The organism is Rhodococcus sp. JG-3, assembly GCF_000482405.1.
In the GTDB taxonomy this organism is placed as follows: domain Bacteria; phylum Actinomycetota; class Actinomycetes; order Mycobacteriales; family Mycobacteriaceae; genus Rhodococcoides; species Rhodococcoides fascians.
Genome location: NZ_KI519398.1, coordinates 2047250 through 2070885, shown reverse-complemented (window position 1 = coordinate 2070885; position 23636 = coordinate 2047250). Strand labels below are relative to the sequence as shown.

The window sequence follows — 23636 nt, the reverse complement described above, 5'->3', positions numbered from 1 at the left end:
CGACAGGCCGAGAGGGCCCGTCAGGCGATCAGTTAGTGAACGTGGTCAGCGGTAGCTCATCGAGCGTGATCGAGGTGCCATCCGCCTCGCAGGCGGACTTCACTGCTGCGCCGTTGTCGACGAACGCCTTGCCCGACTCGCTGTCTGGCTCCGACAGTTCGAGCGTGTCAGCCGGAATGGCGTCCGCGAACGTCGTGATCGCACTGGCCACATCACCGGACGCGGTGCCGGACAGTGACTTCACCTTGTCGACGGCCGCCTGCTTGTCGGCTGTCCATGGGTCGAGGTTTTCCGCAGTCCCTGGTCCGGCCTTGACGAGCGCGACAAAGGCGTTGTGATCGGCTGCGAAACTGTTGCACACTTCTGCGTTCTGGCCGGTAGCTGCGGAGTCGTCGGAGCTACTGCAGCCAGTGGTCAACAGAACCATAGCTGTGGCAGCACCGGCCGCGGCAACGATGAAGCGAGTAGTCGAGCGCATGTATCTCCAGAACCTCTCGATGGGAGCCAGTCGAATTGGCCCAAACGTAATTCAGGCCCGCACGGAGTGATCCGTACGGGCCTGAATTGGTAGAACTAAGTCACACCTGGTTCAACCGATCGAGATCAGTTGAAGCGAACCGGCTGACCGTATGCAACTGCGGCGACGTCGCCCGCGCTGCTGACGACCTTGACGTACGGACGGACCGTGACGTTTCCGATGACGTTGGTGACCGAGCCGTGCAGTCCACGAACCTGGATCGAACCCGACGTGCCTGCAGCGTCTGCAGTGCTGCCCTGGCCGTCATCATCGTTCGTGATCGGGATGGAGTCAGACGTGACCGACTGGATTCCGCCGCCGGGGGTCAGCGCGCCGCTGCCCTCGATGGTCGGGAGCAGGTCAGCGTGGAATTCGATGCCGGAGGTAGCTTCGCCGACGCCCTCGAGCCCGAGGGATTCGCCGGAGGGAACAAGCTGGCCCGCGTAGGGGTTCGGGACCTTAACCTTCTTCGGGTTGGTGGACGACTCCGGCAGATCCTTGTTGTAGGCAGGATTGTCGATCTCGACGGTGTCATTGGCGGTTTCGACGCCCGTCTTCAGCGTCCCGGTCGACGTGTTGCCCGAACCGATGTCGAGGCCGAGGGTCGGGGTGGCCCAGGAGAACGCAACCTGAGGATCGGCAATGGCCAGCGGGTAGCCGACCTGGAAGCCGATCTGGAAGGTGCCTTCGAAGTCGTCGGCCGACGGGCCGGTGACGGTGAACGCAGCGTTCTCGTCGACGAACCACTCACGAGTGAGCGGGTTTCCGTCGAGCGACGGAACGCCGTTGATGAACGTGTCGGACAGGGTCACGTTGATGGTGTTTCCGCCAGCATCGACGACAGAAACCTGTCCGTCCACGCCTGCAGAAGCGGTTCCGGTACCGAGCACCAGGCCGACAACCGATGCACCGGCGACGGTCGCGACACTCATGGACTTGAGTCCCCGGCTGCGCCGCGACTTCTGGATCTCCGTCATTTATTCCTCATCATGTTCAGTCCCAGCGCGGTGTCGCACGGGGAAGCTTGTGGCTTTCACCCTCGAACTAGATCGCACGCAACGGTGTGTGCGAGCCCGAGCCAGATGGAGCCTGAAGGCCACATCCTCTATCGATCTGTTCCGAGATGAAGGGCGCGGCACCGTTTCGGTCCCACGCCCTGATCCTTTGGAAGCTGAGGGGAACATTAGAGGAGATGCCTGAGCGTGACAATCCCTACGATCGACGCCCAAACGTTGCCATCTCGTGATGTGTTTCGTCGGCGTGAACATCTTTCACACCCGTGTTAGCGATAACCTGCGTCACAGCATCTCCCGAGAAGTGGAAACCGTTACAGGTTCCGATCAGGAGTAAAACGACTCTGATATGGGAAGACGCAACGGAAGCCCTGTCCGGATTGCACGATTGGACCGTTCAGCAATCCGCTTGCAGTGTCCGTTTTCGACAGCTTCGCCCGGCACTACCGCCGGGTAGGTCGCTAACGACAGGTAAACGACTAACTAACAGAGCTGTCATTCCAGCCAACAAAATGTGTTGTGGATCACACTAAAAGTAATGGGGTGGTCGCTGCTGCTTCAACCAATCGACCGACAAGGAGTCGCCATCGGGCCCGTCGGCCCGGTCGTCTCCCGTGGTCTCCGGCAGCACGTCTCCGAAGATACGAGCGAGCCGGGCCCGTTCTGCTCGGGCCCGGCTCGCTTCGTCGTCCGGTCGATTCTCGATCGGCTCGTCGTTCATCGCAGTGACTACGCGTCCAATCCCGACAGCTCGGCGATGACCTGACTCGCCAGTGGCGTCAATGTCGCCATACCGTCACGGATGGCCGCACGGGACGACGCCAGGTTGACCACCAGAGTGCTGCCCGATACTCCGACCAGTCCCCGCGACAGGCCTGCGTCCAACGATCCGGCTGCCAAACCGGAAGAGCGCAGCGCCTCACTGATCCCCGGTATCTCGCGATCGAGCACCTCGGCCGTGACGTCGGGAGTCACGTCGCGAGGCGAGACACCCGTGCCGCCGACCGACACCACCAGATCGACGCCGCCGATCACCGCGGTGTTCAGCGCGTTCCGCACGTCCACTTCGTCGGCCGTCACTGCCACCACACCGTCGACCAAGAAACCGGCCTCGGTCAACAGTTCGGTCACCAGCGGACCCGTCGAATCCTTCTCGTTGCTGTGAGCAGTCCGGTCGTCCACGATGACGACCAACGCGCGGCCGGCCAAAGGTGCGTCGAGTTCCATACCGCTCACCGTAGTAGTAAGGCCCGTACCCGGCTCACGCTGTGCGTAAATAGTTGCAATGGTTCCGTGCCTGCCGGCTTCCCTGAGCATCAGCGACCGCCCGGGAACGATGGGATCTGAAGTGAAGGAACCTGCGCAGCGGGTGCCGCAGCCGGCTCGGCCGTGCCCAGCGTCACGTCGACTGTCTTCTCACTGCCGCCGTCCGTGTAGGTGATCTTCACCGAATCGCCGGGTGCGTGCGAACGCACCGCGGCGATCAGCGCGTCACCGCTGGCGACGATCCGATCGTCGACCTTGGTGATGACCGCGCCCTTCGGGATGCCTGCCGCCGCAGCCGGGCCACCCTCGGTGACCTCGACGACGGTTGCGCCGTTGGCATCGTCCTTGGACGGCACCTGCACACCGATCATCGCTTGAGTGGCTTTGCCGGTGGTGGTCAGCTCGTCGGCGATCCGCTTGGCCTGATCGACCGGGATCGCGAATCCGAGACCGATCGATCCGCTCTGAGCGCCGGAGCCCTCACTGCCGCCGAGTGTCGCGATGGCGGTGTTGATGCCGATCAGTTGCCCATCGGTGTTGACGAGAGCGCCGCCGGAGTTACCGGGGTTGATGGCCGCGTCGGTCTGAATGGCGTCGATCACCGAGTTCTGGTTGCCGGACTCACCGGACGTCGATACCGGGCGGTTGAGCGAGGAAACGATGCCGGTGGTGACGGTGCCGGCCAGGCCCAGAGGCGAGCCGATGGCGACGACCTGCTGGCCGACCTCGAGGTTGGACGAGCTGCCCAACTCGATCGGCGTCAGATTCGTCTTTCCTTCGGCCTTGATGACGGCCATGTCCGAGACGGAGTCCGCACCGACGATGGTGGCGTCGGCCACCGACCCGTCGGCGAACGCGACGGTCAGCTTGCCGTTGGCTCCTGCGCCGGTGGCGACGTGGTTGTTCGTCAGGATCAGGCCGTCACTGCTGAGGATGACGCCGGAGCCCTCACCTTCCTGCTGCGAGCCCTTCACCTGAATCTGCACGACACTCGGCAGCACCTTGTTCGCGACGGCCTGAACGGAACCGTCGGGGAAATTGGCGGCCGGCTGAGCGGCGGTGATCGGTGAGTTCAGCGAATTGGTGACACCGGCGTTGTTGCCGTTGGCGTTGTTGGTCGCGATGGCACCGACCGCGCCGCCGATTCCGCCGCCCACGAGAACGAGAGCAATCGCTCCAGCCACCAGAGCAGACCGACCCGGGCGAGTCTTCACGGTGCCGGATGCCGAATGGGGTTGCGGCGCAACCTGTTGGGGCTGCGCATGCTGGCCGGGGTTGTGCTGACCCGGGTTGTGCTGACCGGCCTGCGAGTCGCTGTGCTGGCCATAGGGGCCGTAGCCGGGCTGGTACTGATTCTGCCCGTAGCCCGCGTACTGCTGCGGGTAGCTCTGCTGGGGATGCGCCTGCTGGGGCGGAAACTGCTGCGTGGGATTCTGCTGGGTGGGCTGCTGAGCCGGCTGCTGCTGGGTGGGCTGGTGCTGAGTCGAGGGATCGTGCTCGCCGCCGTGTGAAGCCCGGTCCGCAGGATGATGCTGTGCACCGGCATCCCGTCCGGGCTGTTCTGGTTCGTTACGGTCGTCGCTCATCGCTGTTGCTTCCTTCGATAGAGACCTCGGCTTCGAGGTCGCCCGCCTTCTTGCTACTCACTGTGCAGGGCGGTACTGAGAGCGCGCTGAGACTCGCCTATCAGTTTGCCGAGAGTGTCTCGTGGTCCGCGGCACCCTCACCGGGCAACACGATTCGAATGAGAGCTCCACCCCGCTCGGACACCTCGACGGCAATCGTGCCGCCGTGTTTGACGACCACCTGTCGCACGATGGCAAGTCCCAGACCGGATCCGGGCATCGAACGCGATGCCGTCGAGCGATAGAAACGCTCGAAGACGAGTTCGCGGTCTTCCTCTGGAATGCCGGGGCCCGCATCGTCCACAGTCAGCTCGAGCAGGCCGTCACCGATCTGCCGCATGGCAATTCGGACTTCTCCGCCGCTGGGGCTCCACTTGGCCGCGTTGTCGAGCACATTGAGCACTGCCCTCGACAGGCCCGCCTGATCTCCGTAGACGAACCACGGCATGAGCGTGGCATCGAAGTCGATCTCGTTGCGACGCCTGCGAGCTCGTTCGAGGCTGCGCTCGACGGCATCGGCCAGGTCGACCCGCTCGAACACCGTCTCGGGTGCATCCTCGCGTGCAAGGTCCACCAGATCACCCACCAGCGTGGACAATTCCTGGATTTGCGCCACCACGTCGGTTCGCAGCTCGGCCATGTCCTCGTCGGGAATGGACGGTGCGCCCGGACGCCCGGCCGCGATCAACAGTTCCATGTTGGTGCGCAGCGACGTCAACGGCGTCCGAAGTTCGTGCCCGGCGTCGGCGACCAATCTGCTCTGCCTGCCCCGAGATTCGGCCAGTGCTCGGAGCATCGTGTTGAAACTCTCGGTCAATCGGGCCAATTCGTCGTCGCCGGTCACCGGAATCGGCGTCAGATCGTCGGTACGCGCCACTCGCTCAGCGGCCGCAGTCAATCGTGCGATAGGCCGTAAACCGGTGCGCGCCACGGCCATGCCCGCACCCGCCGCCAGCACGACACCACAGGCTCCCACGATCAGCAGAACCCACGCCAAACGATCCAGCACTTCTCCGGTGGGCAGCAGTCGCTGCGCCACGATCAGGGTGCTGCCGTCCTTGGTACGCAGTGCGAGCACCCGCTGATCGTCGAGAGTGCGCAGCGACGAAGCCTGCTCTCCGCGCACCACAGCAAGTTCCGAATCGCCGACGGGCACCTTTGGCCCGGGCGGGTTGTAGCTGGTCATGTCGGGGTAGATCAACGCCACACTGACATCGGTGCTGTACAGCGTGGCACCGGCCACGAACCGTGGGTCGTAGGACACCAGGTCCGATTCCGCCAATGCCGATGCGCGAGAACGCAACTGCGTGTCCACGTCGCCGTACAGCGCGCGCGAGACCACGGTGTAGGCAGCGATGGCCATGACGGCCACCGCGATCGCCACGACGGACGCAGCCAACAGCGTCACCCGCCACCGTAACGACACCGATCTCGTCAACGGCGTCGGTGGCCGCATCGGTGCCGGCGGAAGTGCGACACCGTCGGGCGTCTTGCGCCCGAACGAACTGCCTATCACGGGGGCGTCTCGCGCAGGACGTATCCGACACCGCGAACGGTATGGATCAGCCGCGACTCCCCTTCGGCCTCGGTCTTGCGCCGCAGATACCCGACGTACACCTCGAGCGCGTTGCCGGAGGTCGGGAAGTCGTAGCCCCAGACCTCTTCGAGAATGCGACTTCTGGTGAGCACTCGGCGCGGATTGGTCATGAGCATCTCGAGCAACGAGAACTCGGTTCTGGTGAGACTGATCGAACGCTCGCCGCGCGAGACCTCACGGGTGACCGGGTCCAGCGACAGGTCCGCGAACGTCATGGTCTCCGAGTCGATGCCGGCTTCCATCGCTGTGCGCCGCAATAATGCCCGCAGCCGAGCCAGGAGCTCCTCGAGCGCGAACGGCTTGGGCAGGTAGTCGTCGGCGCCGGCGTCGAGACCGGCTACGCGCTCGGACACCGAATCACGTGCCGTCAGCACCAGGATCGGCAGGTCGTCGCCCACGCTGCGCAATCGCCGACACACCTCGAGGCCGTCGAGACGCGGCATCATCACATCGAGCACCAACGCATCGGGACGCGCCGCAGCTACCTGTTCCAGGGCATCGAGGCCGTCGACCGCCAGGTCCACGGTGTACCCGTTGAACGTGAGCGACCTGCGCAGCGATTCGCGCACCGCTCGATCGTCGTCGACCACCAGTATCCGCATCGGTACAGTTTGTCCTGGTCGACTGAGACACGGCTGAGAGGGGTGGTCGGTCGGTACGCGCTCCGGCAGTCGAAGCTCACAACGTAGGTAGGTTCCGAGCCTGCGGCAGATTCCATTTACGCCACAGAGCGAGCAATCTCAGGCCGGTCGCCAGTATCGTCCCCGCGACCAACCCGACGTTCTCCGGCAGAGTGAGCGCCTCGGCCACCACGACGGCCGTCGCGCCGAGCAGCGCAGGTAGGGCATACAGGTCGCGGTGCAGCAGCAGGGGCACGTCGTTGACGAGGACGTCCCGGATCACGCCACCGGCTACGGCCGTCGTCGTCCCGATGAGCGCCCCCGACAGGGAGCTACCGCCGACACCCAGGGCGATCGTCGCGCCGGTCGAGGCGAACAGGCCCATCCCAAATGCGTCGAGCACGAGCACGCCTCGGCGCACCTTGCCCATCTGCCGATGCGCGACGAACACCACGAGCGAGGCGAAAAACCCGACGGTGACGTTCGGCCAGGTGTCCAGCGACGTCGGCGGATGGATACCGAGCAGCAGATCGCGAACGATGCCGCCCCCGATGCCCGTCGTGATTCCGACGACGCAAACCCCGAACAGGTCGAGTCGTCGATATACCCCGACCAGTGCACCCGACGCCGCGAAGACTGCGATACCGATGTATCCGAGGAGGTCGAGAAGCACCGAACGAGCATGTCATGCGACTGACAGCTGCTTCACAGCAACATCGAAACGCTGTCACAGCCTCCAGGAGCACGGTTGCGTTGTCAGAGAGCGCCGCCGAGTAAGGACGAAGACATGGGTATCGGATTCAAGAAGACGATCGCCACCCTCGCGGTGGCTGGGGCACTGACCCTCGGCGGCGGCGCTATCGCCGACGCAGCACCCGACCGCTCGACGCTGCCCGCAGTGGCCGGAATGACCGAATCGGACGCGGTGCAGGCGTTGTCGGATGCAGGCTTCTCCGACGTCAGCTCCGACTACGGCCGTCCCGACGCGACGGTCGTCGGAACCAACTTTCAAGCCGGTGACAAGGTCAGCGAGAACGCCGCCCTTCTACTGATAGTCGGTGCGGGCTAAGACAGCCGAACCGTCCCGTCGTCGTCGACGCTCCAACCGGGGTTGTGGCAGATTTCCCAGATGACTCCGTTGGGGTCGGCGATGTGGGCGTGATAGCCACCGAACGGTGTTCGCTGAGGTGTCTTGATCGATGTCGCGCCCGCCGCGAGAGTGGCGGCGAACATCGCGTCGACGGCTGCTGCGTCGTCGACGTTGTGCGCCAACGTGACCGAGCCGAGGTCGTGCTCACGCGGCGGCCGTCCCAGATCCCCGTCGAACGCAGTGGCGTCGTACAGACCGAGCACCGCACCGGGTCCGATCTGGAAGAACAGAATCTCGCCAGGAACGTCCAGCAATGGCGTCCACCCAAGCCCGTCGCAGTAGAACGACCGGGCTGCATCGAGATCCGCAGTGGCCAGAGTGGTGAAATGAACTTGCTGCTGCATCGCCCCATTGTTTCAGGCGATAGTCTCGATCGGGTGCCGTCCGGCACATTCGAAGTTCTCGAACCGAGGTGACCCGAAGTGCCGATCGTCGACAATGCCGTGTACGTCGAGGGAAAGCGGACCGCGAATCCGGAAAGTCTCGACATCACGTTCGAGTGCATGCGAGACCGCCACGGCATGGCGTGGATCGGCCTGTACCGTCCCGAGATCAGCGAAATCAACGCGGTGGCTACGGAATTCGGGCTTCACCGACTCGCCGTCGAGGATGCCATCGCGGCACATCAGCGGCCGAAGCTCGAACGCTACGCCGAGCAACTGTTCGTCGTGCTGCGGCCCGCCCGATACATCGACGAGACCGAAAAGGTCGAATTCGGTGAATTGCACATTTTTCTCGGAGCCGATTTCGTCGTCACTATCCGTCACGCCGAATCACCCGAACTCGGCCTCGTCCGCCACCGGCTGGAGGAATCGCCCGAGTTGCTCGCGCTCGGACCCGAAGCCATCCTGTACGGAATCCTGGACCAAGTGGTCGACGAGTACGTCCCCGTGGTGAAGGGACTGCAGACCGACATCGACGAAATCGAGGATCAGCTGTTCACCGGCGATCCCAGCGTATCGCGGCGCATCTACTCCCTACTGCGCGAGGTGTCCGAATTCGACCGTGCGGCAAAGCCTTTGGTGGAGATGATCGAGTCCCTCAAGCGCGGGTCCGACAAGTATCACGTCGACGTCGAACTGCAGCGAAACCTTCGTGACGTGTTGGACCACGCAATCCGCATCTCCGACCGCATCGAATCGTTTCGATCCAACCTACAGAACGCGATGACGGTGCACTCCACCATGGTGGCGCAGCAGCAGAACGAAGAGATGCGAAACATGACGCAGGTCAGCCTGGAGCAGAACGAACAGGTCAAGCGCATTTCATCGTGGGGTGCAATACTTTTCGCGCCCTCGCTCATCGCCGCGATCTACGGCATGAACTTCGAGGACATGCCGGAACTGAAGTGGCACTTGGGTTATCCACTGGCGCTGGTCGCCATGGTGATCTGCTCCAGCGCGCTCTACGTGGTGTTCAAACGCCAGAAGTGGCTGTAGAGCGGCTGCGCCGCACGTGAGTGGAAGTTCGTAGCAGGGGTCGTGTTCAGTCCGGGGACATATGAGACACGAGATGTCCACGGACATGTGACACACGGGCTGTGATGATGCTGCGGGGCACTGTGACCGGCTATGGAGTAATCCATGGCCAGATCGGATGCCCGGATGAACCTGCTCGACGCCACCTTGACCGCATGGATCATCGAGGGAGCCGACGTCTTCGACGAACGAGGCCTGTCAGGCTTCTGCGCCGACCACGGGCTCTCCCGCAGTACCGCCAACCGTCACGCCGCCCGGATCCGAGAACGGGGCCGGTGGGAACTCGACTCCCGCCGGCCCCGCTCGAGCCCGACACGCACCCCCGACACCATCGAAGCCCGCATCATCGCGCTCCGCGGCAAATTGGGCCGCGACAACGGTGCCGACAACATCCGCTACGAGCTGACCAAGATTGCCGCCGAACATGATTGGGCCGGCAAAGGCTGGAAGGTCCCGGCCCGATCGACCATCAACAACATCCTCACCCGCCACGGCCTGGTGACCCCGGAACCCAAGAAGCGACCCAAATCGTCCTACCGCCGATTCCAATACGCCCGACCCCGTGACTGCTATCAGATCGACGCCACCGAAGTCGTACTCGCCGACGGCGGGAAAGCCACCGTCTTCGAGGTTCTCGACGACTGCACCCGCACCCTCGTCGCGACGTACGTCTGCCACGCCGAGACCACCACCGGAGCCATCACCGCCATCGGCAGAGCGTTCACCGACTACGGAGTACCGGCAATCGTGTTGTCCGACAACGGAATGGCATTCTGCGCGACCGCGTCGAAGGGCCGCTCGAAGTTCGGCGCGTTCGTCACCGGGTCCGGTGCCCGGCTCATTCACTCGAGCCCGTACCACCCGCAGACCAACGGCAAAGTCGAACGCCACCACCGCACCTTCAAACAGTGGCTCACCGACCAACCCACCCGGCCCGCCACCACCGCCGAGTTGCAGACGTCGTGCAACCGCTACCAGACGTTCTACAACACCGACCGCCGCCACAGTGCCGTGAACATGCCCCCGCAGCAGGCATGGAACCGCGCAACAACCCTGGGCGGCCCGCAGCACCTACCCGCCCAGGTCGACGCCACAGTCGGCACCCACTCCGTCTCCGGCTCCGGCGTGATCTCCGTCGGCGACCACACGATCTCGGTCGGACGGCCCCACGCACACACTCGCGTGACCGTCCTGCGCGACGGCAACCACATCACCACCTACACGGCCAGCGGAGAAGTCCTCGGCCACTTGCACCTGAACACCGACAAGCGCTACCAAGGACAACTCCACCGCCCCGCAGCCTAGAATCGTGTCTCACATGTATCGAGACACCCGTGTCCCACATGTATCAAGACAGCACACGTAGCAGGGGTCGAAGTTCCACTCACATGGGCAGTCAGGAGGAACCGAAGATCGGGCCCACCGGGATGTCGCGCTCGAAGGTGAGGCGATCGAATTCGTTGCCGTATTCGTCGATCGCTCCGATGGACATCGTGCTGGCCTTGATACCCGGAATACCGGGCACCACATCGACTCTGACGAACGAGTAGTTCAGGAATCTCACGCGCGACCACGTGATCGACTCCGCCGACTTGGTGCCGTCGGGTGCCCAGACGTAGCTGTTCGGAACAGCCGTGTCCGGCAACTCGTGGCCCCGGTAGCTGACGCCCTCGCCGTCCTGGAACGTGTAACGCGGACGGCCACCCCCGCCGACGGTGTAATACACGGTGCCGTCGGTCTTTCCGCGAACCGTGGCGTTGTCGCCGGCGACCCGCGTCGCACGGTTGGCGCGAATCGGATCGGTGCGCTCGAACACGTGGTTGTGCGCCTGGAGCACCACGTCGACCTCGTACTTGTCGAACAGCGATACCCACGCGTCACGTACGCCGCCGTCGCTCGCGTGCGTCGACGTGGTCGAGTAGGCGCAGTGATGAAAGAAGCAGACGATGAAGTCGATGTTCGGGTCTGCCCGATACTTGGCGAGAGTCTGCTCCACCCAGGTGTTCTGGGCTCCGCCGCTGTAGCCGGTGTTGGCCTTGATCTCGTAACTGACGTCGTTGGCGTCGAGCGAGAGCACCGCAGTGTTGCCGTACACGAACGAATACGCCGACGGGCACCCCTTCGGGCCAGTACTGGGCTGATCGAGACGTGCCGCGTGGCCACCGTATCCGTTGGGGCTGTACAGCGCCTCCATGTCGTGATTGCCGGTGGCGAACAACCACGGTGCCGTCGATGCGCTGGCCTCGATGGCCTGAAAATAGCCGTCCCAGACGAAGGGATTGAACTTGTCGAACCCCTTCGGCGGCGTCTTGCCGTGGCCGGCGAACTGCGGTGGCAGACCGGCACCCGACGGATCCGCGTAGGCGATATCGCCGGCAAGAATGTGGAAGTCCGGACGCGACGCCTCGATCTGACGATTGATGTTGCGCGCGTGCTTGACCGACGGTTCGTTATCGGCCTTGTAGTACAGGTCATCGTAGTCGCCGGCCATCAGACCCGCTGGCTGCGAGGGTGTTTCATCGACGCCCTGGTCCCCCATCATGGTGAACCGGAACGGAGCAATGCGTCCGGTCGGCAGCGCGGGAGATGCGCTGCGAATGTCGCTGACGAAACCGTCCGCGGTACGCCATCGGTAGTAATGCGGCAGCTTTGGCGTCAGATTGTCGACGGGCACATGCACGTAGTACTGCTCGGCCGACAGAATGCCGCCATCGGTCTGCGGGACTTGGCTGACGAGGTTGCGCACCTCGGCGGAGGTCGTCGCTCCCAGTGCAGGCGTCGGGCCGTGATCGAGAAAGACACCGGTGATGCCGGGATTACGGGAAAGCTGAGCGGAGAATCGCAACTGTGTCGCCGGGTCGTTGCCGAAGCCCATGTGTCGACCGGCCACCGCCAGCGGGGCATCCTGCGCATAGGCGGTGCGCGTGAACGCCGAATTACCGACGCCCACCGCGGCTGCCGTCGCTGCGGCACCGACCAGGAAGTTGCGTCGACTCACCGGGTGTCGCCGCAGGAACGACCGATGCCAGTCGTGCTGCTCGGCCATCGTCATGTTCTCGGCGAGCGTCCCCGGAATACCGGTCGCGACGGTCTCGCCTGCGGGATTGAGCGTCATGAATCGATGGTGACCGTGAAGGCCCCTCGGGCGCTGAACGGAACGAAGCACTTCAGGTGAACAAGTGGAGAACACCGATGCACAACGGGACGAACGTGGACAATCCAGTCGAGCCTTGGCTAGGACCGTCCGTTCCGCCTCCTCGTCGACACTTACGCTTTCGAAATTTTCGATTTATACTGAGCTATGACCATTCTCGCTGAGCAGACCGTAATGCCGCCGACCGGAGCAGATGCCGTGGCCACGCTTCGAGATCTGGTCGAGCTGCTCGAGAGGAGCCGGAGTGTCGTCCTGACGAACAGCGAGGATGGCACACGTCATGTGCTGCCAGACAGCGTCCGCGACGTTCTTCGCAAATCCTTGGCCGCGATGGTCGAGCATCAGGCAGTCACTATCGCCGGCAGCAACACTGTCCTCACAACCCAGGACGCCGCCGAATTACTGGGAATCTCCCGCCCCACACTGGTCCAATTGCTCGAAACCGAGAAGATTCCATATACCAAGCCCAACCGCCACCGCCGCATCCTCCTCGAAGACGTACTCGCCTACCAACGGCAGCTGACACAGAATCGACGCCTGGCCCTCGACGCTATGACCGCCGAAGCGGCCGAAGACGACTCGTACAGAACAGTCAACGGCTTTACCGCCACCCGCTGATCCGGCGGACCGACCCGTATGCCATTCCGAGTAGTACTGGACGCGTGTGTTCTGCTGCCCATGCAGCTGTGTGACTTGCTGTTACGGCTGGCCGAGACCAATATTTACGATCCGTTGTGGTCTGACGACATTCTGGACGAGGTCGAACGCAACCTCGTATCAAAATTCGACCAGCCACCGGCTCGAGCGAACCGACGCGTCGGCCAGATGCGGGAGGCCTTCCCCTTTTCTGCGGTGGAGGGTTACCAGGAGCTGGCACCGACGATGACGAACCACCCGAAAGATCGTCACGTCTTGGCTGCCGCGGTACGGGGAGGAGCGGCAATGATCGTCACCTTTAATCTCAAAGATTTCCGCCCGGATGCTTTACGCCGATATGACATCGAAGCGATCCACCCAGACGATTTCCTACAGGATCAACTTGATCTCGATCCTGCGCGCACTCTGCGCTGTCTCATCGGGCAACGGGATGCCTACACGCGGCCAGCATTTTCAATCAACGAGTTCTACCGCTCCTTGGCCAAGACTGTCCCGGTGTTCGCCGCAGAGGCTGCGAAAGCAGAAGCTGCGCAGATAGACCCAGACGCACCTCTGCCCCTCGAAATCGTCGCCGGCGAAGATGCAATGCTAGCCTTTTTCCCTGATGGCGAACCGACCCCCGAGACCCCCCTCGGTGCAGCGTTCCTGTGGTGGACGGCCCTCCTCGACATTGACGAGTGTGAGGCCGTGCTCCGATATCTCAGCACCAATCCGGGCAATTGGGGAGATTACCGAGCGATCGCCGAGACGCTTGACGGCTGGTCGATGATGCAATTTGTCGAAAACTGCACAGAGGCAACTGATTCCATCGCATACATCAAATTCATGCCAGATTCTGGCCACACGATGCGCGCCTTCGGACCGGTCCTGCTCGAACGGGTACAGGTGCTCACCGTCGTAAAGTGCCCAGATGGGTGTTGGCGGGTGTGGGGACTATCTGAGAACCATTTCCCCTCCGCGGCAACAGTTCTCCACGGCACCGACGAGTAACATCCGTTTGCACTGTCAAACGAAGGCCCCGCCACGGCAGCGAATTAAGTCGAACGACGGGGATGACGGAACAGCGGGACAGAATGCACAGAAGTGCGCCGCTCGGACGGGATCCCGTCGATGTGCGTCGCTATTGTGCACTCCGGCCCAAGAAGCGGAACCTACACTCCCCCACCGAATGCGAGTCCCAGCAAATACGTCGCCCCGGCCGCGCCGTATCCGATGGCGAGTTGTCGCAGTGCGCGCTTGACGGGCGGACCGCCGCTGAGCAGTCCGACGATCAGGCCCGTACAGATCAGCGCCAGTCCGACGAGCACTGCAGCAACGGTAAGGGCCACATAGCCTTCGAGACCGAACAGGTACGGCAACACCGGGATGACGGCACCGGAGGCGAAGAAGCAGAAGCTCGCTGCGGCGGCACCGAGTCCGGTTCCGATGGATTCGTGCTCGTCGATGTCGGTGGCCGGTTCTTCGACGGCGGGGAGTAGTCGGATGACGTCCGCGGCTTTCGCGTCGGCTTCCTCGTGGGTCATTCCGCGAGCGCGGTAGACGAGGGCGAGTTCGTTGGCGTCGACGTCGAGGTGTTGAACGGCCTCATTCGCGGCGCTGTCGGGCGACGATGCCTCGAGCAGTTCGCGTTGTGAGCGCACCGAGACGTATTCGCCTGCTCCCATCGATAGCGCACCGGCAAGCAGGCCGGCGAGTCCGGTGACCAACACGATCTGGTTGGACACTCCGGATCCACTGATGCCGAGCACCAAGGCGAGGTTGCTGACCAATCCGTCGTTGGCACCGAACACCGCGGCGCGGAAGGTTCCCGACAGCCGATTTCGGCCACGGGCAGCCAGTGCCCGGATCACCTCGGCGTGAATTTGCTCGTCGGCCGTCATCGCGTCGGTGGCATCCGCGTCGGTCGCGTAGGGCGAGCGGGTCTCGGCGCGTTGCGCGAGGGCGAGCACGAACACCGATCCGAAGCGGCGCGCCAGCACGCCGAGGATCCGGGTACGGATGTCACCTTTGAGCGGCATCCCGACGCGATCGCCGAGCAGATTGCGCCAATGCTGTTCGTGGCGACCTTCCGCGTCGGCCAACTCGAGCAGAATGTCGCGTTCCTCACCGCTGCGCCTACCCGCCAGGTCGCGATAGACGGCGGCCTCGGCCCGCTCGTCGGCGAGGTACTGCCGCCATCGCTTGACGTCCTTCGACGAGGGTTCCGTTCCGTCCATCGAGCAAACGTACCGGGCTCCGCCCTCGTGCGCGTTGTGCGTACCTGGAAGGACGCACAACGCGCACGAGCGGGGGGTCAGCTCGGGTCGTAGACGCCGGCCTGAACCGCTTTGACCAACCTGCGCGGCACTCGGAACTCTCGGCCCTGAAAACGCACGGTCACGAGATCCGGGGCGACGGCTTTCCACTGTGCCCGTCGGCTACGCGTGTTGGAACGCGACATCTTTCTCTTCGGAACAGCCATGTCTCACGCCTCCTTTCGGCTTCGACGGCCGTAGCGCTTCTCGAACTTCTCGACGCGTCCCTGGGTGTCCATGACGCGTGTCGCCCCGGTCCAGAAAGGATGCGATTCGGACGAGACGTCGACGACGATCAGGGGGTAGGTGTTGCCGTCTTCCCACTCGGTCTCGCGGGCGGACGTGACGGTGGATCGAGTGAGAAATTTGTTTCCGGTGCTCGAGTCCTGGAACACCACCGGATAGTAATCGGGGTGGATGCCTGGCTTCATTCTGTTGCCTCTCGTGACTGGTCTGCGTACGGGGATTCGCTGCTCTCGCAGGGGTCTTCGTGCCACTGTCCGAACGGGTCGGTCCACGTGGCCCACTGAGCGGGATCGGTCATCTCGTCGTCTGACACCAACGCCCACTGCAGAGTTCGGTCGATCTCGGTGGGGTCGGCCTGATGTACCAAAATCACCAACGACGTGTCTCGATCGCCGAACTGCTCGTCCCACCGCAGCGCAGCCATCGCTCGTCTGGTCGTGTCGATGCGATCCTGTTCCGCCGGAGTCATTGCCGCAAGCCACTTTCCGGCGCTCGCCACCCGTAGTCCGCCGCCGGCCGATTCGATCCAGAGCGCTTCGTCGGGTTGCGTGGCCACCCACGCCCGTCCGCGGGCGGTGACGACGCCGTCGAGCAACACGTCGATGGCCTCGTGCAGTCGTTCGGGATGGAACGGCCGAGTTGCGGTGAACTCCACGAGTGCGACTCCGCAGTCGACGGACAAGGGCGGCTGGCCGCGCAACAGCGGAGAGTGGGCGTCGGTGATCTCACCGCGCCGGGCATCGAAGGGAACGGACGCGAGAACTGCTGGGCCGTCGACCATCGAGTCCTGAGAAACCCAGACGACGGGTGCGTTCGGCGCCAACCGCGCGAGGACAGCCGCAAGCCTGGCACGCTCCCAGGCGTCGACTTCGGGATCTGCGGTGACGACGAGCGCGTCGGAATAGTCCACCTGGCCTACCACCAGCTGCGCGACGGTTCGATCGTCGTCGCCGCTGGCGACGATGCCGCGGTCGGCCAAGGTGTCGTCGCCGGTGGCGTCGGCCAGCCAGGTTGCGGCGTCGAGGCAGCCGATCACGGCCTCGATACGGACGTCCCTCGAGGCAGGTCCGTCGATCTGCCCCACCACGTCGGCGACGATGACGTTGTCCACCGCCCAGCACAACGCCTCGGGCTCGAGTGCGGGGTCCAGAACGAGCACGATGCGATCGACACTGCTGCGACTCGACAGTGCGCGTAGCAGCGGCAGCAGGTCCTCGCGCAGCGTGCAGGAGACACAGCCGTGCGCCAGTTCCAAGATCGTCTCGCGCGGGTTCTCACCCAGGACGAACAACGTTCGGCGTACGACGCCCTCGGTGACGCGGCTCAGGTCGTGGCGGACTGCGACAGTTCCCGGCGCGAGCAGCGATGTCACGACAGCGTCCATGGCTCCGGTCCAGTCGGAGACGAGGACCATCGGGGTTCGATCGTCCGGTGATGTGTTCACGAGCGCCTTTCTTCTCGACAACGATTGTCATTCTCTGAGGATGCACGCTACATTCGCTTGAACGCTTTGTCGAAAACGATTGTCATAACGGCAAGAAAGGAGTGCTCATGTCAGCGCACTGCCAGGTCACCGGCCGCACCCCCAGCTTCGGAAAGTCGGTCTCGCACTCCCACGTGCGCACCAGCCGCAGGTGGGATCCCAACATCCAGCGCAAGACCTACTACGCCCCCAGCCTCGGACGCCGCGTCACCCTCACGCTCTCGGCCAAGGGCATCAAGACCATCGACCGCGACGGCATCGACGCCGTGGTGGCCAAGATCCGCGCACGTGGGGAGAAGGTCTGATGGGCAAGAGCACCGACGTCCGCCCCATCGTCAAACTCAAGTCGACCGCCGGCACCGGCTACACCTACGTCACCCGCAAGAACCGCCGCAACGATCCCGACCGACTCGTGATGAAGAAGTACGACCCGGTCGTCCGCAAGCACGTCGATTTCCGAGAGGAGCGCTGACCGGTGGCCAAGAAATCGAAGATCGCGAAGAACGAGCAACGCAAGGTCGTCGTCGCCCGCTGGGCAACGCGTCGCGCAGAGCTCAAAGAGATCATTCGCAAGCCCTCGAGCAGCGATTCCGAGCGCGCGGAGGCCCAGGCGGCACTGCAGCGTCTGCCACGCGATTCGAGTCCGGTACGATTGCGCAATCGTGACGCTGCGGATGGACGTCCGCGCGGTTACCTACGGAAATTCGGGCTGTCCCGCGTGAAGATGCGCGAGATGGCTCACCGCGGGGAGCTGCCAGGCGTCCACAAGTCGAGCTGGTAAGGGAAAAGGTAGAGATGGCAGTCAAGAGAGCACCGTCGAAGAAGGTCCGCGCAGAGGCGGGTCGTCGACCGAAGAAGAACCCGTTGAACGCCGCCAAGGTCACCACGGTGGACTACAAGGACATCAACCTTCTTCGTCAGTTCATTTCCGACCGCGGCAAGATCCGTAGCCGCCGGGTCACCGGGCTCACCCCGCAGCAGCAGCGCCAGGTCGCCGTCGCAGTGAAGAACGCTCGTGAAATGGCATTGCTGCCGTTCACCAGCCGCTGAATCAGCTTTCGAGAAAGGCCACGTAGCCCTGGGCTACGTGGCCTTTCTGTCGTTCCTAGCAAGAAACGAGCAGTTCTACGATGTCCGGCGTTCTCGAAGGCTTCACCGTCATCTTCGTCGTCATCGCATTGGGCTACCTGCTCGCCCATCTGAAAATTCTCGGCGAACACGGCCAATTCGTTCTGAGCCGACTGGTCTTCTTCGTGGCGACGCCGTCACTGCTGTTCATCACGTTGGCCAGGTCGGATCTGTCGGTCATCCTGTCCCCCGTACTGGCCGTCGCCGGTTCCACTGCGCTACTCGTCGGGGCCATCTACTTCGTCATCGCGAAGCTCGCGCTGAAACGCGCCGTGCCCGACGCGACCGTCGGCGCACTCGCGAGCTCCTACGTCAATGCCGCGAACCTCGGTATCCCGATCGCTGTGTTCGTGCTGGGCGACGCCAACTTCGTCGCACCCCTGCTGCTGTTCCAGATCATGATCTACACGCCGATCGCCGTGACCGTCCTCGACATCTCCACCAAGATCGACGAGGTCTCCCTGTTCAAGACGGTCACGACGCCGTTCCGAAACCCGATCGTGCTGGCCGGGGCCGCGGGTCTCGTACTGTCGATCACCGGATTCGAGCTCCCCGAGGCGCTCATGCAGCCGTTTCAACTCGTCGGCAACCTGTCCGTTCCGGGTGCACTGCTCGCGTTCGGACTGTCGCTGTACGGCGCGCGGGTGCTGCAGAAGGGCATCAGCCCGCGACGGGACGTAGCTCTGGCGACCCTGTTCAAGATGGCGCTGCAGCCCCTGCTCGGGTATCTGATGGCCCGATTCGTCTTCGGCCTCGACGGGCACGACCTGTTCGCCATCGTCGTTGTCTCGGCACTGCCCACGGCGCAGAACGTCTTCGTCTTCGCGAGCCGCTACCAGCGAGGGGTCGTTCTGGCCCGCGACACGGCATTCGTCACGACCCTGGTCTCGATTCCCGTCATCGCACTCGTCACGGTGCTGCTGGCATGAGACGAACGCAAAGGTTCTCCTCAGCTCCCAGCGCTACTTTGGGTTCATGAGGTTTCTCGCTGCAGGTGTCATGCTGTGCCTGCTCCTGGCCGGCTGCAGCACCGCCGCCGGTGACGACGACGAGACGACACCGACAACGAACTCCACCACCCCCATCGGGTTCGTCCAGCAACCCAGCGCGCCGCCCGTCCCCCACGAGGTTCCCGTCGGCGACGTCGGCACGATGTTCGAGTCGACCCCGGATCTGATCCGCGCGACGACCACTCCGTTCGAGTCATGGAGCCAGGTCTCCCCCAACACCATCGCGGTGCACTTCGTCACCGGCACGCCCGAGTGCTACGGAGCCGACGCGACGGTGACCGAGACCGATACGGCCGTCACGATCGAACTGCGTACCGGGACCAGACCGGACGCCGAGGACAAGTCCTGCATCATGGTTGCCGTCTACGCCACCATGCAGATCACGCTGGCGTCGCCGCTGGGTCATCGCGCAATCCTGAATGCGGCCTGACCCGGTCGCCGGTAATGTCCGACCGGTGAGCGACCAACTACCCGACCGAAATCGAAGTACGGTGCGCGCTGCCGATGCCGATCGCAACCTCGTAGCGCAGCTGCTGAGCGACGCGTTCGCCAACGGTCAACTGACCGTCACCGAGTACGACGAGCGGACGGCCGCGGCGTACCGAGCGAAGACCTACGGCGACTTGGACCTGTTGACCGACGATCTGGCCCTCACCCCACCTCCGCAGACGACGCAGACCGGTGCGCCCCAGACCGATCGGGCCATCGCGATCATGAGCGGATCGGTTCGCAAAGGCGAATGGACCGTCGCCGCACGCATCGACGCGCTCGCCTTCTGGGGCGGAGTGCAACTCGACCTACGCCGAGCGACGTTCTCGGCCCAGGAAACCACGATCAACTGCGTCGCGATCATGGGCGGCATCGAGATCACCGTGCCGCCCGGCATCGGCGTCGAGGTCCGCGGCACCGGAATCATGGGCGGATTCGAGCACGTCAGCGCTACGCACCCCGGTGCGCCCCGAGTGGTCATCACCGGACTCGCCTTCTGGGGCGGAGTCTCGGTGGACATCAAGGCAGCAGAGAAATGACTACGATCGCCGACGCTTGAGGTAGTCGCTCACCACCGCAGCACCCAATCCGTCCAGATCCGGCGCGATGACCCTGCCGCCGACCCGCTCGGCCATCTTGTCGACCACCCGGGCCAGACCGGGATCGTCACCGAGACGGAAAATCGTCACCTGCGCACCGAGTTTCGCGACGGTATCGAGCTCACGCACCGTCAACCCCAACGTCTTCGACGACGGCGGGTAATCGAAATACGCATGACCGTCCGGCTCGAGATGAGCCGTCGGCTCACCGTCGGTGACGATCAAGACCACCGGCTGTGCATTGGGATGACGACGCAGATGCCGCACCGCGAGCATCAACGCATGATGCAGATTGGTGCCCTGATCGTAGGCACCGTCCAGTCCGGCGAGCTCCGAGGCCGTCAAAGTCTGTGCATGCCTGCCGAATCCGATCAGCTGCAGATCGTCCCCGCGGAATCGAGTGCTCACCAGATGATTCAGAGCCAGTGCGGTGCGCTTCATCGGTACCCAGCGGCCGTCCATCACCATCGAGAACGACGTGTCGACCAACAACGCCACCGCAGCCTGCGTCCGGGTTTCGGTCTCGCTGATCTCCACATCTGTCACCTGTAGCTGCACCGGAAAGCCCGATCCCTGTGCAGCCGTACGCAAGACGGCATTGTTGACCGTGCGGGTCACGTCCCACGGTTCGGTGTCGCCGAATTCCCAGGTGCGCGACGCTCCCGTCGGCTCACCCATCGCGCCGGCCTTACGAGTATCTCGCTCGCCGCCGCGTCGAGATAGCTTTCCAGCGACATCCTTCAACGCCGACTGCCCCAACTGACGCATCGCCTTCGGCGACAGACGCCACTGACCGTCGGCACCCTTGTCCATGAAACCCTGCTGCTGCAGCGCCTTTTCGAGCTCCGAGAGCATCCGGGCGTCGGCAGCAGCCTCCGGTCCGAGCTGTTTCAGCAGGGCATCGGCGTCGATATCGTCCAGCGCCGCCCCGTTGTACTGCTGCGAGAGCTGATTGCCCAGATTCTCGAGATCGGCAATGTCCTGCAGTGCCCCGGTACCGTCACCGAGGCCCATTCCGTTCTCGCCGCGGAAGTTCTGCGAACCGTCCCAATCCTCACCGGGCCGGGCCTGCTGCAGATTCTGATCCAGTTGATCGAGCTGATCCAGCAGGTTCGAATCACCGAAGGCCTGCTGGGCCAACGCATCCAACTCGGCTCGCTGCTCGGGAGTCAGAGAGTTGCGTAGTCGCTGCGCGGCGGCAGCCCTTTCCGCCAGTGAATCGAGTAGCTCGTCGACATTCTTCGGATTCTCCGGAAAATGCTGACCGTGCTTGTTCATGAACTCGTCGAACTGCTCGTCGGTGTTCTCGCCCTTGTTGTGGGCGTCGAGCAGTTCGTTGAGGTCCTTCAGCATCTCGCTGATGGCCTGACGATCCTGCTCGGTGGCACCTTCGAGAGCCTGCTTCATGCCGGCGAATCTCTGATCGAGCATCTCGCGGCCGAGCAGATCCTTGATCTTCTCGTAGTTCTCGCGCCCCTCCGACGAACGCCAGTCGTAGTCCGACAGCTCCTGCACCGCTTGCGCGGTGGACGGCGAGAGATCCCCGATCTGCATCTCCTGGAACCGCGCATCGTCGTCGAGGGCACGCGCCAACGCTTTACGCTCCTCGAGCACCGCCTTGTCCAGCAGCTCACGCACTTCCTGCAGCGTGCCGTCGAGGTTGTTCTGCTTCAACAGATCTCGGCGACGCTTGGCAGCCTGGGCCGCGAGGTCGTCGAGCCCGCGCATGTTCTTCGTTCCGCGCCGCAGCATCTCCTGCAACGCCCGGCGAGGCGACGCCCCCTCGAGGACGTCCTCGCCGATCGCATCCAAGGCCTCCCGCAGATCGACGGGAGGAGCCAGTGGATCCGGGCCCTCGTGATAGCGCCCGTACCTGGAGCGACGCATCAGCTGTACACCGTCTGGCCGTCGTCGTCGGGATCCTTGGAGATTCGCCGCGCGAGGTAGAGACCTTCGAGTGCCAGTTCGACGGCGGCTGCTTTCTCGCCGTCCGAGGTTGCCTTCAACCGCTCGGTGATGTCCCCGATCACGGCCACGTCGGGCAGCTCGTCGAGCAGAGCTTTTGCGGTGATGCGATCGCCGGTGACGATCGGGTCGCCGGTCTCGACGGCCGTCACCAACGCCGCGAGGTTCAGGCCGCCCAGGTGTGCCCGGACGGTATCGGCCGTCGCGCGTCGAAGCATGTGCTCGAGGACCTCGATTTCGCGGCCTTCTTCGCCCGACTCGAACTCGACCTTGCCGCGCAGCACCTCGATGATCGTTCCCAGATCCACCGGCCGCGCCACGGCGTCCGCTTCGCCGAGTATCGCGGCGCGGTGAACCGCTGCGGCAGCGATCGTTTCGGCAGCGGCGATCGCGAATCGTGCCGAGACGCCGGAGCGCTGGTCGACCGACGGCGATTCGCGCAGCAGTCGAGTGAATCGAGCGAGCACCTCGAGCAGGTATGCCGGGACCTCGGCCTGCAGGTCCGCTTCCTGATCGATGACGGCTACCTCGTCGTCCAGCTCGAGCGGGTAGTGCGTTCTGATCTCGGCACCGAAGCGGTCCTTGAGCGGGGTGATGATGCGTCCGCGATTGGTGTAGTCCTCGGGGTTGGCGCTGGCCACCAACATGACGTCGAGCGGGAGCCGCAGGGTGTAGCCGCGGACCTGAATGTCGCGCTCCTCCATGACGTTGAGCAGCGACACCTGGATGCGCTCCGCGAGGTCGGGAAGTTCGTTGATCGCCACGATGCCGCGATGACTCCGCGGAACCAGACCGAAGTGAATGGTCTCCGGGTCGCCCAAGCTGCGGCCCTCGGCGACCTTCACCGGATCGACATCGCCGACGAGGTCGGCCACCGAGGTATCCGGGGTCGCGAGCTTCTCGGCGTACCGCTCGCTGCGGTGCCGCCACTCGATGGGCAGGTCGTCGCCCAGTTCCTTCGCTCTACGAATACTCGCAGGGGTGATGGGCTCGTACGGATGCTCGCCCAGTTCGGCACCGGCGATCACCGGCACCCACTCGTCGAGGAGCAGGTTGAGGGTACGCAGCAGACGCGTCTTGCCCTGCCCACGCTCACCCAGCAGAACGACGTCATGACCGGCCAGAATCGCGCGCTCGAATTGCGGCAGCACCGTCGACCCGAAGCCGACGATCCCCGGCCACGGATCTTCGCCGTCACGCAACGCCGTCAGAAGATTTTCGCGGAGCTCTTCCTTGATCGACCGCTGCCGATGTCCGGATGCCTTGAGTTCGCCGAGAGTGGAGATGCCAGGTTTGGTGGAGGTCACTTCTCCACGCTACGAGCGTTTGACGATTGCTGCCATCT

Annotated in this window: 28 protein-coding genes; 12 read left to right on the top strand and 16 right to left on the bottom strand. The window is 63.8% G+C overall.

All coding sequences use genetic code 11. The features are described 5' to 3' along the window. Positions 1-28 precede the first annotated feature (28 nt). The 8 genes from K414_RS0111270 to K414_RS0111230 all read right to left on the bottom strand — a co-directional run bounded on the left by K414_RS0111270 (position 29) and on the right by K414_RS0111230 (position 7311). Positions 29-478 carry a hypothetical protein gene (locus K414_RS0111270; RefSeq protein WP_027496047.1) on the bottom strand — a complete coding sequence of 150 codons (450 nt, stop codon included), beginning with the start codon at positions 476-478 and terminating at the stop codon, positions 29-31. A 125-nt stretch (positions 479-603) separates the two neighbouring features. Next, positions 604-1494 carry an MspA family porin gene (locus tag K414_RS0111265; protein WP_027496046.1) on the bottom strand — a complete coding sequence of 297 codons (891 nt, stop codon included), beginning with the start codon at positions 1492-1494 and terminating at the stop codon, positions 604-606. A 565-nt stretch (positions 1495-2059) separates the two neighbouring features. Further along, positions 2060-2251 (bottom strand): hypothetical protein, encoded by a 192-nt coding sequence (locus tag K414_RS0111260; RefSeq protein WP_027496045.1) that lies wholly within the window; start codon positions 2249-2251, stop codon positions 2060-2062. Positions 2252-2259: 8 nt separating this feature from the next. Then, complete coding sequence (locus K414_RS0111255; RefSeq protein WP_197077495.1) at positions 2260-2757, bottom strand: MogA/MoaB family molybdenum cofactor biosynthesis protein; 498 nt, start codon at positions 2755-2757, stop codon at positions 2260-2262. An 89-nt stretch (positions 2758-2846) separates the two neighbouring features. Continuing rightward, positions 2847-4382 carry a trypsin-like peptidase domain-containing protein gene (locus tag K414_RS26660; RefSeq protein ID WP_081701581.1) on the bottom strand — a complete coding sequence of 512 codons (1536 nt, stop codon included), beginning with the start codon at positions 4380-4382 and terminating at the stop codon, positions 2847-2849. A gap of 100 nt (positions 4383-4482) precedes the next feature. Next, on the bottom strand, positions 4483-5877 hold the full coding sequence (locus tag K414_RS0111240) for a HAMP domain-containing sensor histidine kinase (RefSeq protein WP_094621741.1): 1395 nt from the start codon (positions 5875-5877) through the stop codon (positions 4483-4485). 56 nt (positions 5878-5933) lie between these two features. Continuing rightward, positions 5934-6620 (bottom strand): response regulator transcription factor, encoded by a 687-nt coding sequence (locus K414_RS0111235; protein WP_027496041.1) that lies wholly within the window; start codon positions 6618-6620, stop codon positions 5934-5936. 76 nt (positions 6621-6696) lie between these two features. Next, positions 6697-7311 carry a trimeric intracellular cation channel family protein gene (locus K414_RS0111230; RefSeq protein WP_027496040.1) on the bottom strand — a complete coding sequence of 205 codons (615 nt, stop codon included), beginning with the start codon at positions 7309-7311 and terminating at the stop codon, positions 6697-6699. Positions 7312-7425: 114 nt separating this feature from the next. On the opposite strand from K414_RS0111230, the gene K414_RS0111225 reads away from it, so the two are divergent. Then, a complete protein-coding gene (locus K414_RS0111225) occupies positions 7426-7707 on the top strand; it encodes a PASTA domain-containing protein (protein WP_027496039.1) in 282 nt (93 codons plus the stop codon). On the opposite strand, the gene K414_RS0111220 is transcribed toward K414_RS0111225, so the two are convergent. Next, positions 7704-8132 carry a VOC family protein gene (locus K414_RS0111220; protein WP_027496038.1) on the bottom strand — a complete coding sequence of 143 codons (429 nt, stop codon included), beginning with the start codon at positions 8130-8132 and terminating at the stop codon, positions 7704-7706. The genes K414_RS0111225 and K414_RS0111220 overlap by 4 nt on opposite strands. A gap of 78 nt (positions 8133-8210) precedes the next feature. Here K414_RS0111220 and K414_RS0111215 point away from each other — a divergent pair, with 78 nt between their 5' ends. Beyond that, the gene (locus K414_RS0111215) at positions 8211-9227 is read left to right on the top strand and encodes a magnesium and cobalt transport protein CorA (RefSeq protein ID WP_027496037.1); all 1017 of its coding nucleotides are present in this window, start codon (positions 8211-8213) and stop codon (positions 9225-9227) included. 144 nt (positions 9228-9371) lie between these two features. Continuing rightward, the gene (locus K414_RS0111210; protein WP_027494531.1) at positions 9372-10571 is read left to right on the top strand and encodes an IS481 family transposase; all 1200 of its coding nucleotides are present in this window, start codon (positions 9372-9374) and stop codon (positions 10569-10571) included. A gap of 91 nt (positions 10572-10662) precedes the next feature. Here K414_RS0111210 and K414_RS0111205 read toward each other — a convergent pair whose 3' ends face one another. Continuing rightward, entirely contained in the window at positions 10663-12381 is a 1719-nt protein-coding gene (locus tag K414_RS0111205; RefSeq protein ID WP_027496036.1) for a metallophosphoesterase, read from the bottom strand. A gap of 186 nt (positions 12382-12567) precedes the next feature. Here K414_RS0111205 and K414_RS0111200 point away from each other — a divergent pair, with 186 nt between their 5' ends. Continuing rightward, positions 12568-13038 (top strand): helix-turn-helix domain-containing protein, encoded by a 471-nt coding sequence (locus K414_RS0111200; protein ID WP_027496035.1) that lies wholly within the window; start codon positions 12568-12570, stop codon positions 13036-13038. Positions 13039-13056: 18 nt separating this feature from the next. Beyond that, the gene (locus K414_RS28535) at positions 13057-14067 is read left to right on the top strand and encodes a PIN domain-containing protein (RefSeq protein ID WP_081701580.1); all 1011 of its coding nucleotides are present in this window, start codon (positions 13057-13059) and stop codon (positions 14065-14067) included. A gap of 161 nt (positions 14068-14228) precedes the next feature. Here K414_RS28535 and K414_RS0111190 read toward each other — a convergent pair whose 3' ends face one another. From K414_RS0111190 to K414_RS0111175, 4 genes are all read right to left on the bottom strand, one after another. Further along, the gene (locus K414_RS0111190) at positions 14229-15293 is read right to left on the bottom strand and encodes a VIT1/CCC1 family protein (protein ID WP_027496034.1); all 1065 of its coding nucleotides are present in this window, start codon (positions 15291-15293) and stop codon (positions 14229-14231) included. Positions 15294-15370: 77 nt separating this feature from the next. Then, the gene (gene rpmF, locus K414_RS0111185) at positions 15371-15538 is read right to left on the bottom strand and encodes a 50S ribosomal protein L32 (RefSeq protein WP_027496033.1); all 168 of its coding nucleotides are present in this window, start codon (positions 15536-15538) and stop codon (positions 15371-15373) included. Between the two features lie 3 nt (positions 15539-15541). Next, a complete protein-coding gene (locus K414_RS0111180) occupies positions 15542-15802 on the bottom strand; it encodes a type B 50S ribosomal protein L31 (protein ID WP_027496032.1) in 261 nt (86 codons plus the stop codon). Continuing rightward, positions 15799-17031 carry a GTP-binding protein gene (locus K414_RS0111175; protein ID WP_037219133.1) on the bottom strand — a complete coding sequence of 411 codons (1233 nt, stop codon included), beginning with the start codon at positions 17029-17031 and terminating at the stop codon, positions 15799-15801. Before K414_RS0111175 ends, K414_RS0111180 begins: the two co-directional genes overlap by 4 nt. Positions 17032-17168: 137 nt before the next feature. On the opposite strand from K414_RS0111175, the gene rpmB reads away from it, so the two are divergent. The 7 genes from rpmB to K414_RS0111140 all read left to right on the top strand — a co-directional run bounded on the left by rpmB (position 17169) and on the right by K414_RS0111140 (position 20266). Further along, positions 17169-17405 carry a 50S ribosomal protein L28 gene (gene rpmB, locus K414_RS0111170; RefSeq protein WP_027496030.1) on the top strand — a complete coding sequence of 79 codons (237 nt, stop codon included), beginning with the start codon at positions 17169-17171 and terminating at the stop codon, positions 17403-17405. Beyond that, a complete protein-coding gene (gene rpmG / locus K414_RS0111165; protein ID WP_170944568.1) occupies positions 17402-17572 on the top strand; it encodes a 50S ribosomal protein L33 in 171 nt (56 codons plus the stop codon). Before rpmB ends, rpmG begins: the two co-directional genes overlap by 4 nt. Before the next feature lie 3 nt (positions 17573-17575). Further along, positions 17576-17881 carry a 30S ribosomal protein S14 gene (gene rpsN, locus K414_RS0111160; RefSeq protein ID WP_027496028.1) on the top strand — a complete coding sequence of 102 codons (306 nt, stop codon included), beginning with the start codon at positions 17576-17578 and terminating at the stop codon, positions 17879-17881. Between the two features lie 14 nt (positions 17882-17895). Next, the gene (rpsR, locus tag K414_RS0111155) at positions 17896-18150 is read left to right on the top strand and encodes a 30S ribosomal protein S18 (RefSeq protein ID WP_008719028.1); all 255 of its coding nucleotides are present in this window, start codon (positions 17896-17898) and stop codon (positions 18148-18150) included. Between the two features lie 80 nt (positions 18151-18230). Continuing rightward, entirely contained in the window at positions 18231-19157 is a 927-nt protein-coding gene (locus K414_RS0111150; protein ID WP_027496027.1) for an AEC family transporter, read from the top strand. 46 nt (positions 19158-19203) lie between these two features. Further along, positions 19204-19668 carry a hypothetical protein gene (locus K414_RS0111145; protein ID WP_027496026.1) on the top strand — a complete coding sequence of 155 codons (465 nt, stop codon included), beginning with the start codon at positions 19204-19206 and terminating at the stop codon, positions 19666-19668. Positions 19669-19693: 25 nt separating this feature from the next. Next, complete coding sequence (locus K414_RS0111140; protein WP_027496025.1) at positions 19694-20266, top strand: DUF1707 domain-containing protein; 573 nt, start codon at positions 19694-19696, stop codon at positions 20264-20266. On the opposite strand, the gene K414_RS0111135 is transcribed toward K414_RS0111140, so the two are convergent. After that, positions 20267-22213, bottom strand: coding sequence for a VWA domain-containing protein (locus K414_RS0111135; protein ID WP_032365919.1), 1947 nt, complete (start codon positions 22211-22213; stop codon positions 20267-20269). Further along, positions 22213-23598 (bottom strand): ATP-binding protein, encoded by a 1386-nt coding sequence (locus tag K414_RS0111130; RefSeq protein ID WP_027496024.1) that lies wholly within the window; start codon positions 23596-23598, stop codon positions 22213-22215. The genes K414_RS0111135 and K414_RS0111130 overlap by 1 nt, the downstream gene beginning before the upstream one ends. Positions 23599-23636 lie beyond the last annotated feature (38 nt).

What these genes read in the sequence shown, in the direction of transcription:
- K414_RS0111270 (WP_027496047.1), bottom strand. Translation starts at nt 478, where the DNA reads ATGCGCTCGACTACTCGCTTCATCGTTGCCGCGGCCGGTGCTGCCACA.
- K414_RS0111265 (WP_027496046.1), bottom strand. Translation starts at nt 1,494, where the DNA reads ATGACGGAGATCCAGAAGTCGCGGCGCAGCCGGGGACTCAAGTCCATG.
- K414_RS0111260 (WP_027496045.1), bottom strand. Translation starts at nt 2,251, where the DNA reads ATGAACGACGAGCCGATCGAGAATCGACCGGACGACGAAGCGAGCCGG.
- K414_RS0111255 (WP_197077495.1), bottom strand. Translation starts at nt 2,757, where the DNA reads ATGGAACTCGACGCACCTTTGGCCGGCCGCGCGTTGGTCGTCATCGTG.
- K414_RS26660 (WP_081701581.1), bottom strand. Translation starts at nt 4,382, where the DNA reads ATGAGCGACGACCGTAACGAACCAGAACAGCCCGGACGGGATGCCGGT.
- K414_RS0111240 (WP_094621741.1), bottom strand. Translation starts at nt 5,877, where the DNA reads ATGCGGCCACCGACGCCGTTGACGAGATCGGTGTCGTTACGGTGGCGG.
- K414_RS0111235 (WP_027496041.1), bottom strand. Translation starts at nt 6,620, where the DNA reads ATGCGGATACTGGTGGTCGACGACGATCGAGCGGTGCGCGAATCGCTG.
- K414_RS0111225 (WP_027496039.1), top strand. Translation starts at nt 7,426, where the DNA reads ATGGGTATCGGATTCAAGAAGACGATCGCCACCCTCGCGGTGGCTGGG.
- K414_RS0111220 (WP_027496038.1), bottom strand. Translation starts at nt 8,132, where the DNA reads ATGCAGCAGCAAGTTCATTTCACCACTCTGGCCACTGCGGATCTCGAT.
- K414_RS0111210 (WP_027494531.1), top strand. Translation starts at nt 9,372, where the DNA reads ATGGCCAGATCGGATGCCCGGATGAACCTGCTCGACGCCACCTTGACC.
- K414_RS0111205 (WP_027496036.1), bottom strand. Translation starts at nt 12,381, where the DNA reads ATGACGCTCAATCCCGCAGGCGAGACCGTCGCGACCGGTATTCCGGGG.
- K414_RS0111200 (WP_027496035.1), top strand. Translation starts at nt 12,568, where the DNA reads ATGACCATTCTCGCTGAGCAGACCGTAATGCCGCCGACCGGAGCAGAT.
- K414_RS28535 (WP_081701580.1), top strand. Translation starts at nt 13,057, where the DNA reads ATGCCATTCCGAGTAGTACTGGACGCGTGTGTTCTGCTGCCCATGCAG.
- K414_RS0111190 (WP_027496034.1), bottom strand. Translation starts at nt 15,293, where the DNA reads ATGGACGGAACGGAACCCTCGTCGAAGGACGTCAAGCGATGGCGGCAG.
- rpmF (WP_027496033.1), bottom strand. Translation starts at nt 15,538, where the DNA reads ATGGCTGTTCCGAAGAGAAAGATGTCGCGTTCCAACACGCGTAGCCGA.
- K414_RS0111180 (WP_027496032.1), bottom strand. Translation starts at nt 15,802, where the DNA reads ATGAAGCCAGGCATCCACCCCGATTACTATCCGGTGGTGTTCCAGGAC.
- K414_RS0111175 (WP_037219133.1), bottom strand. Translation starts at nt 17,031, where the DNA reads ATGGTCCTCGTCTCCGACTGGACCGGAGCCATGGACGCTGTCGTGACA.
- rpmB (WP_027496030.1), top strand. Translation starts at nt 17,169, where the DNA reads ATGTCAGCGCACTGCCAGGTCACCGGCCGCACCCCCAGCTTCGGAAAG.
- rpsR (WP_008719028.1), top strand. Translation starts at nt 17,896, where the DNA reads ATGGCAGTCAAGAGAGCACCGTCGAAGAAGGTCCGCGCAGAGGCGGGT.
- K414_RS0111150 (WP_027496027.1), top strand. Translation starts at nt 18,231, where the DNA reads ATGTCCGGCGTTCTCGAAGGCTTCACCGTCATCTTCGTCGTCATCGCA.
- K414_RS0111145 (WP_027496026.1), top strand. Translation starts at nt 19,204, where the DNA reads ATGAGGTTTCTCGCTGCAGGTGTCATGCTGTGCCTGCTCCTGGCCGGC.
- K414_RS0111135 (WP_032365919.1), bottom strand. Translation starts at nt 22,213, where the DNA reads ATGCGTCGCTCCAGGTACGGGCGCTATCACGAGGGCCCGGATCCACTG.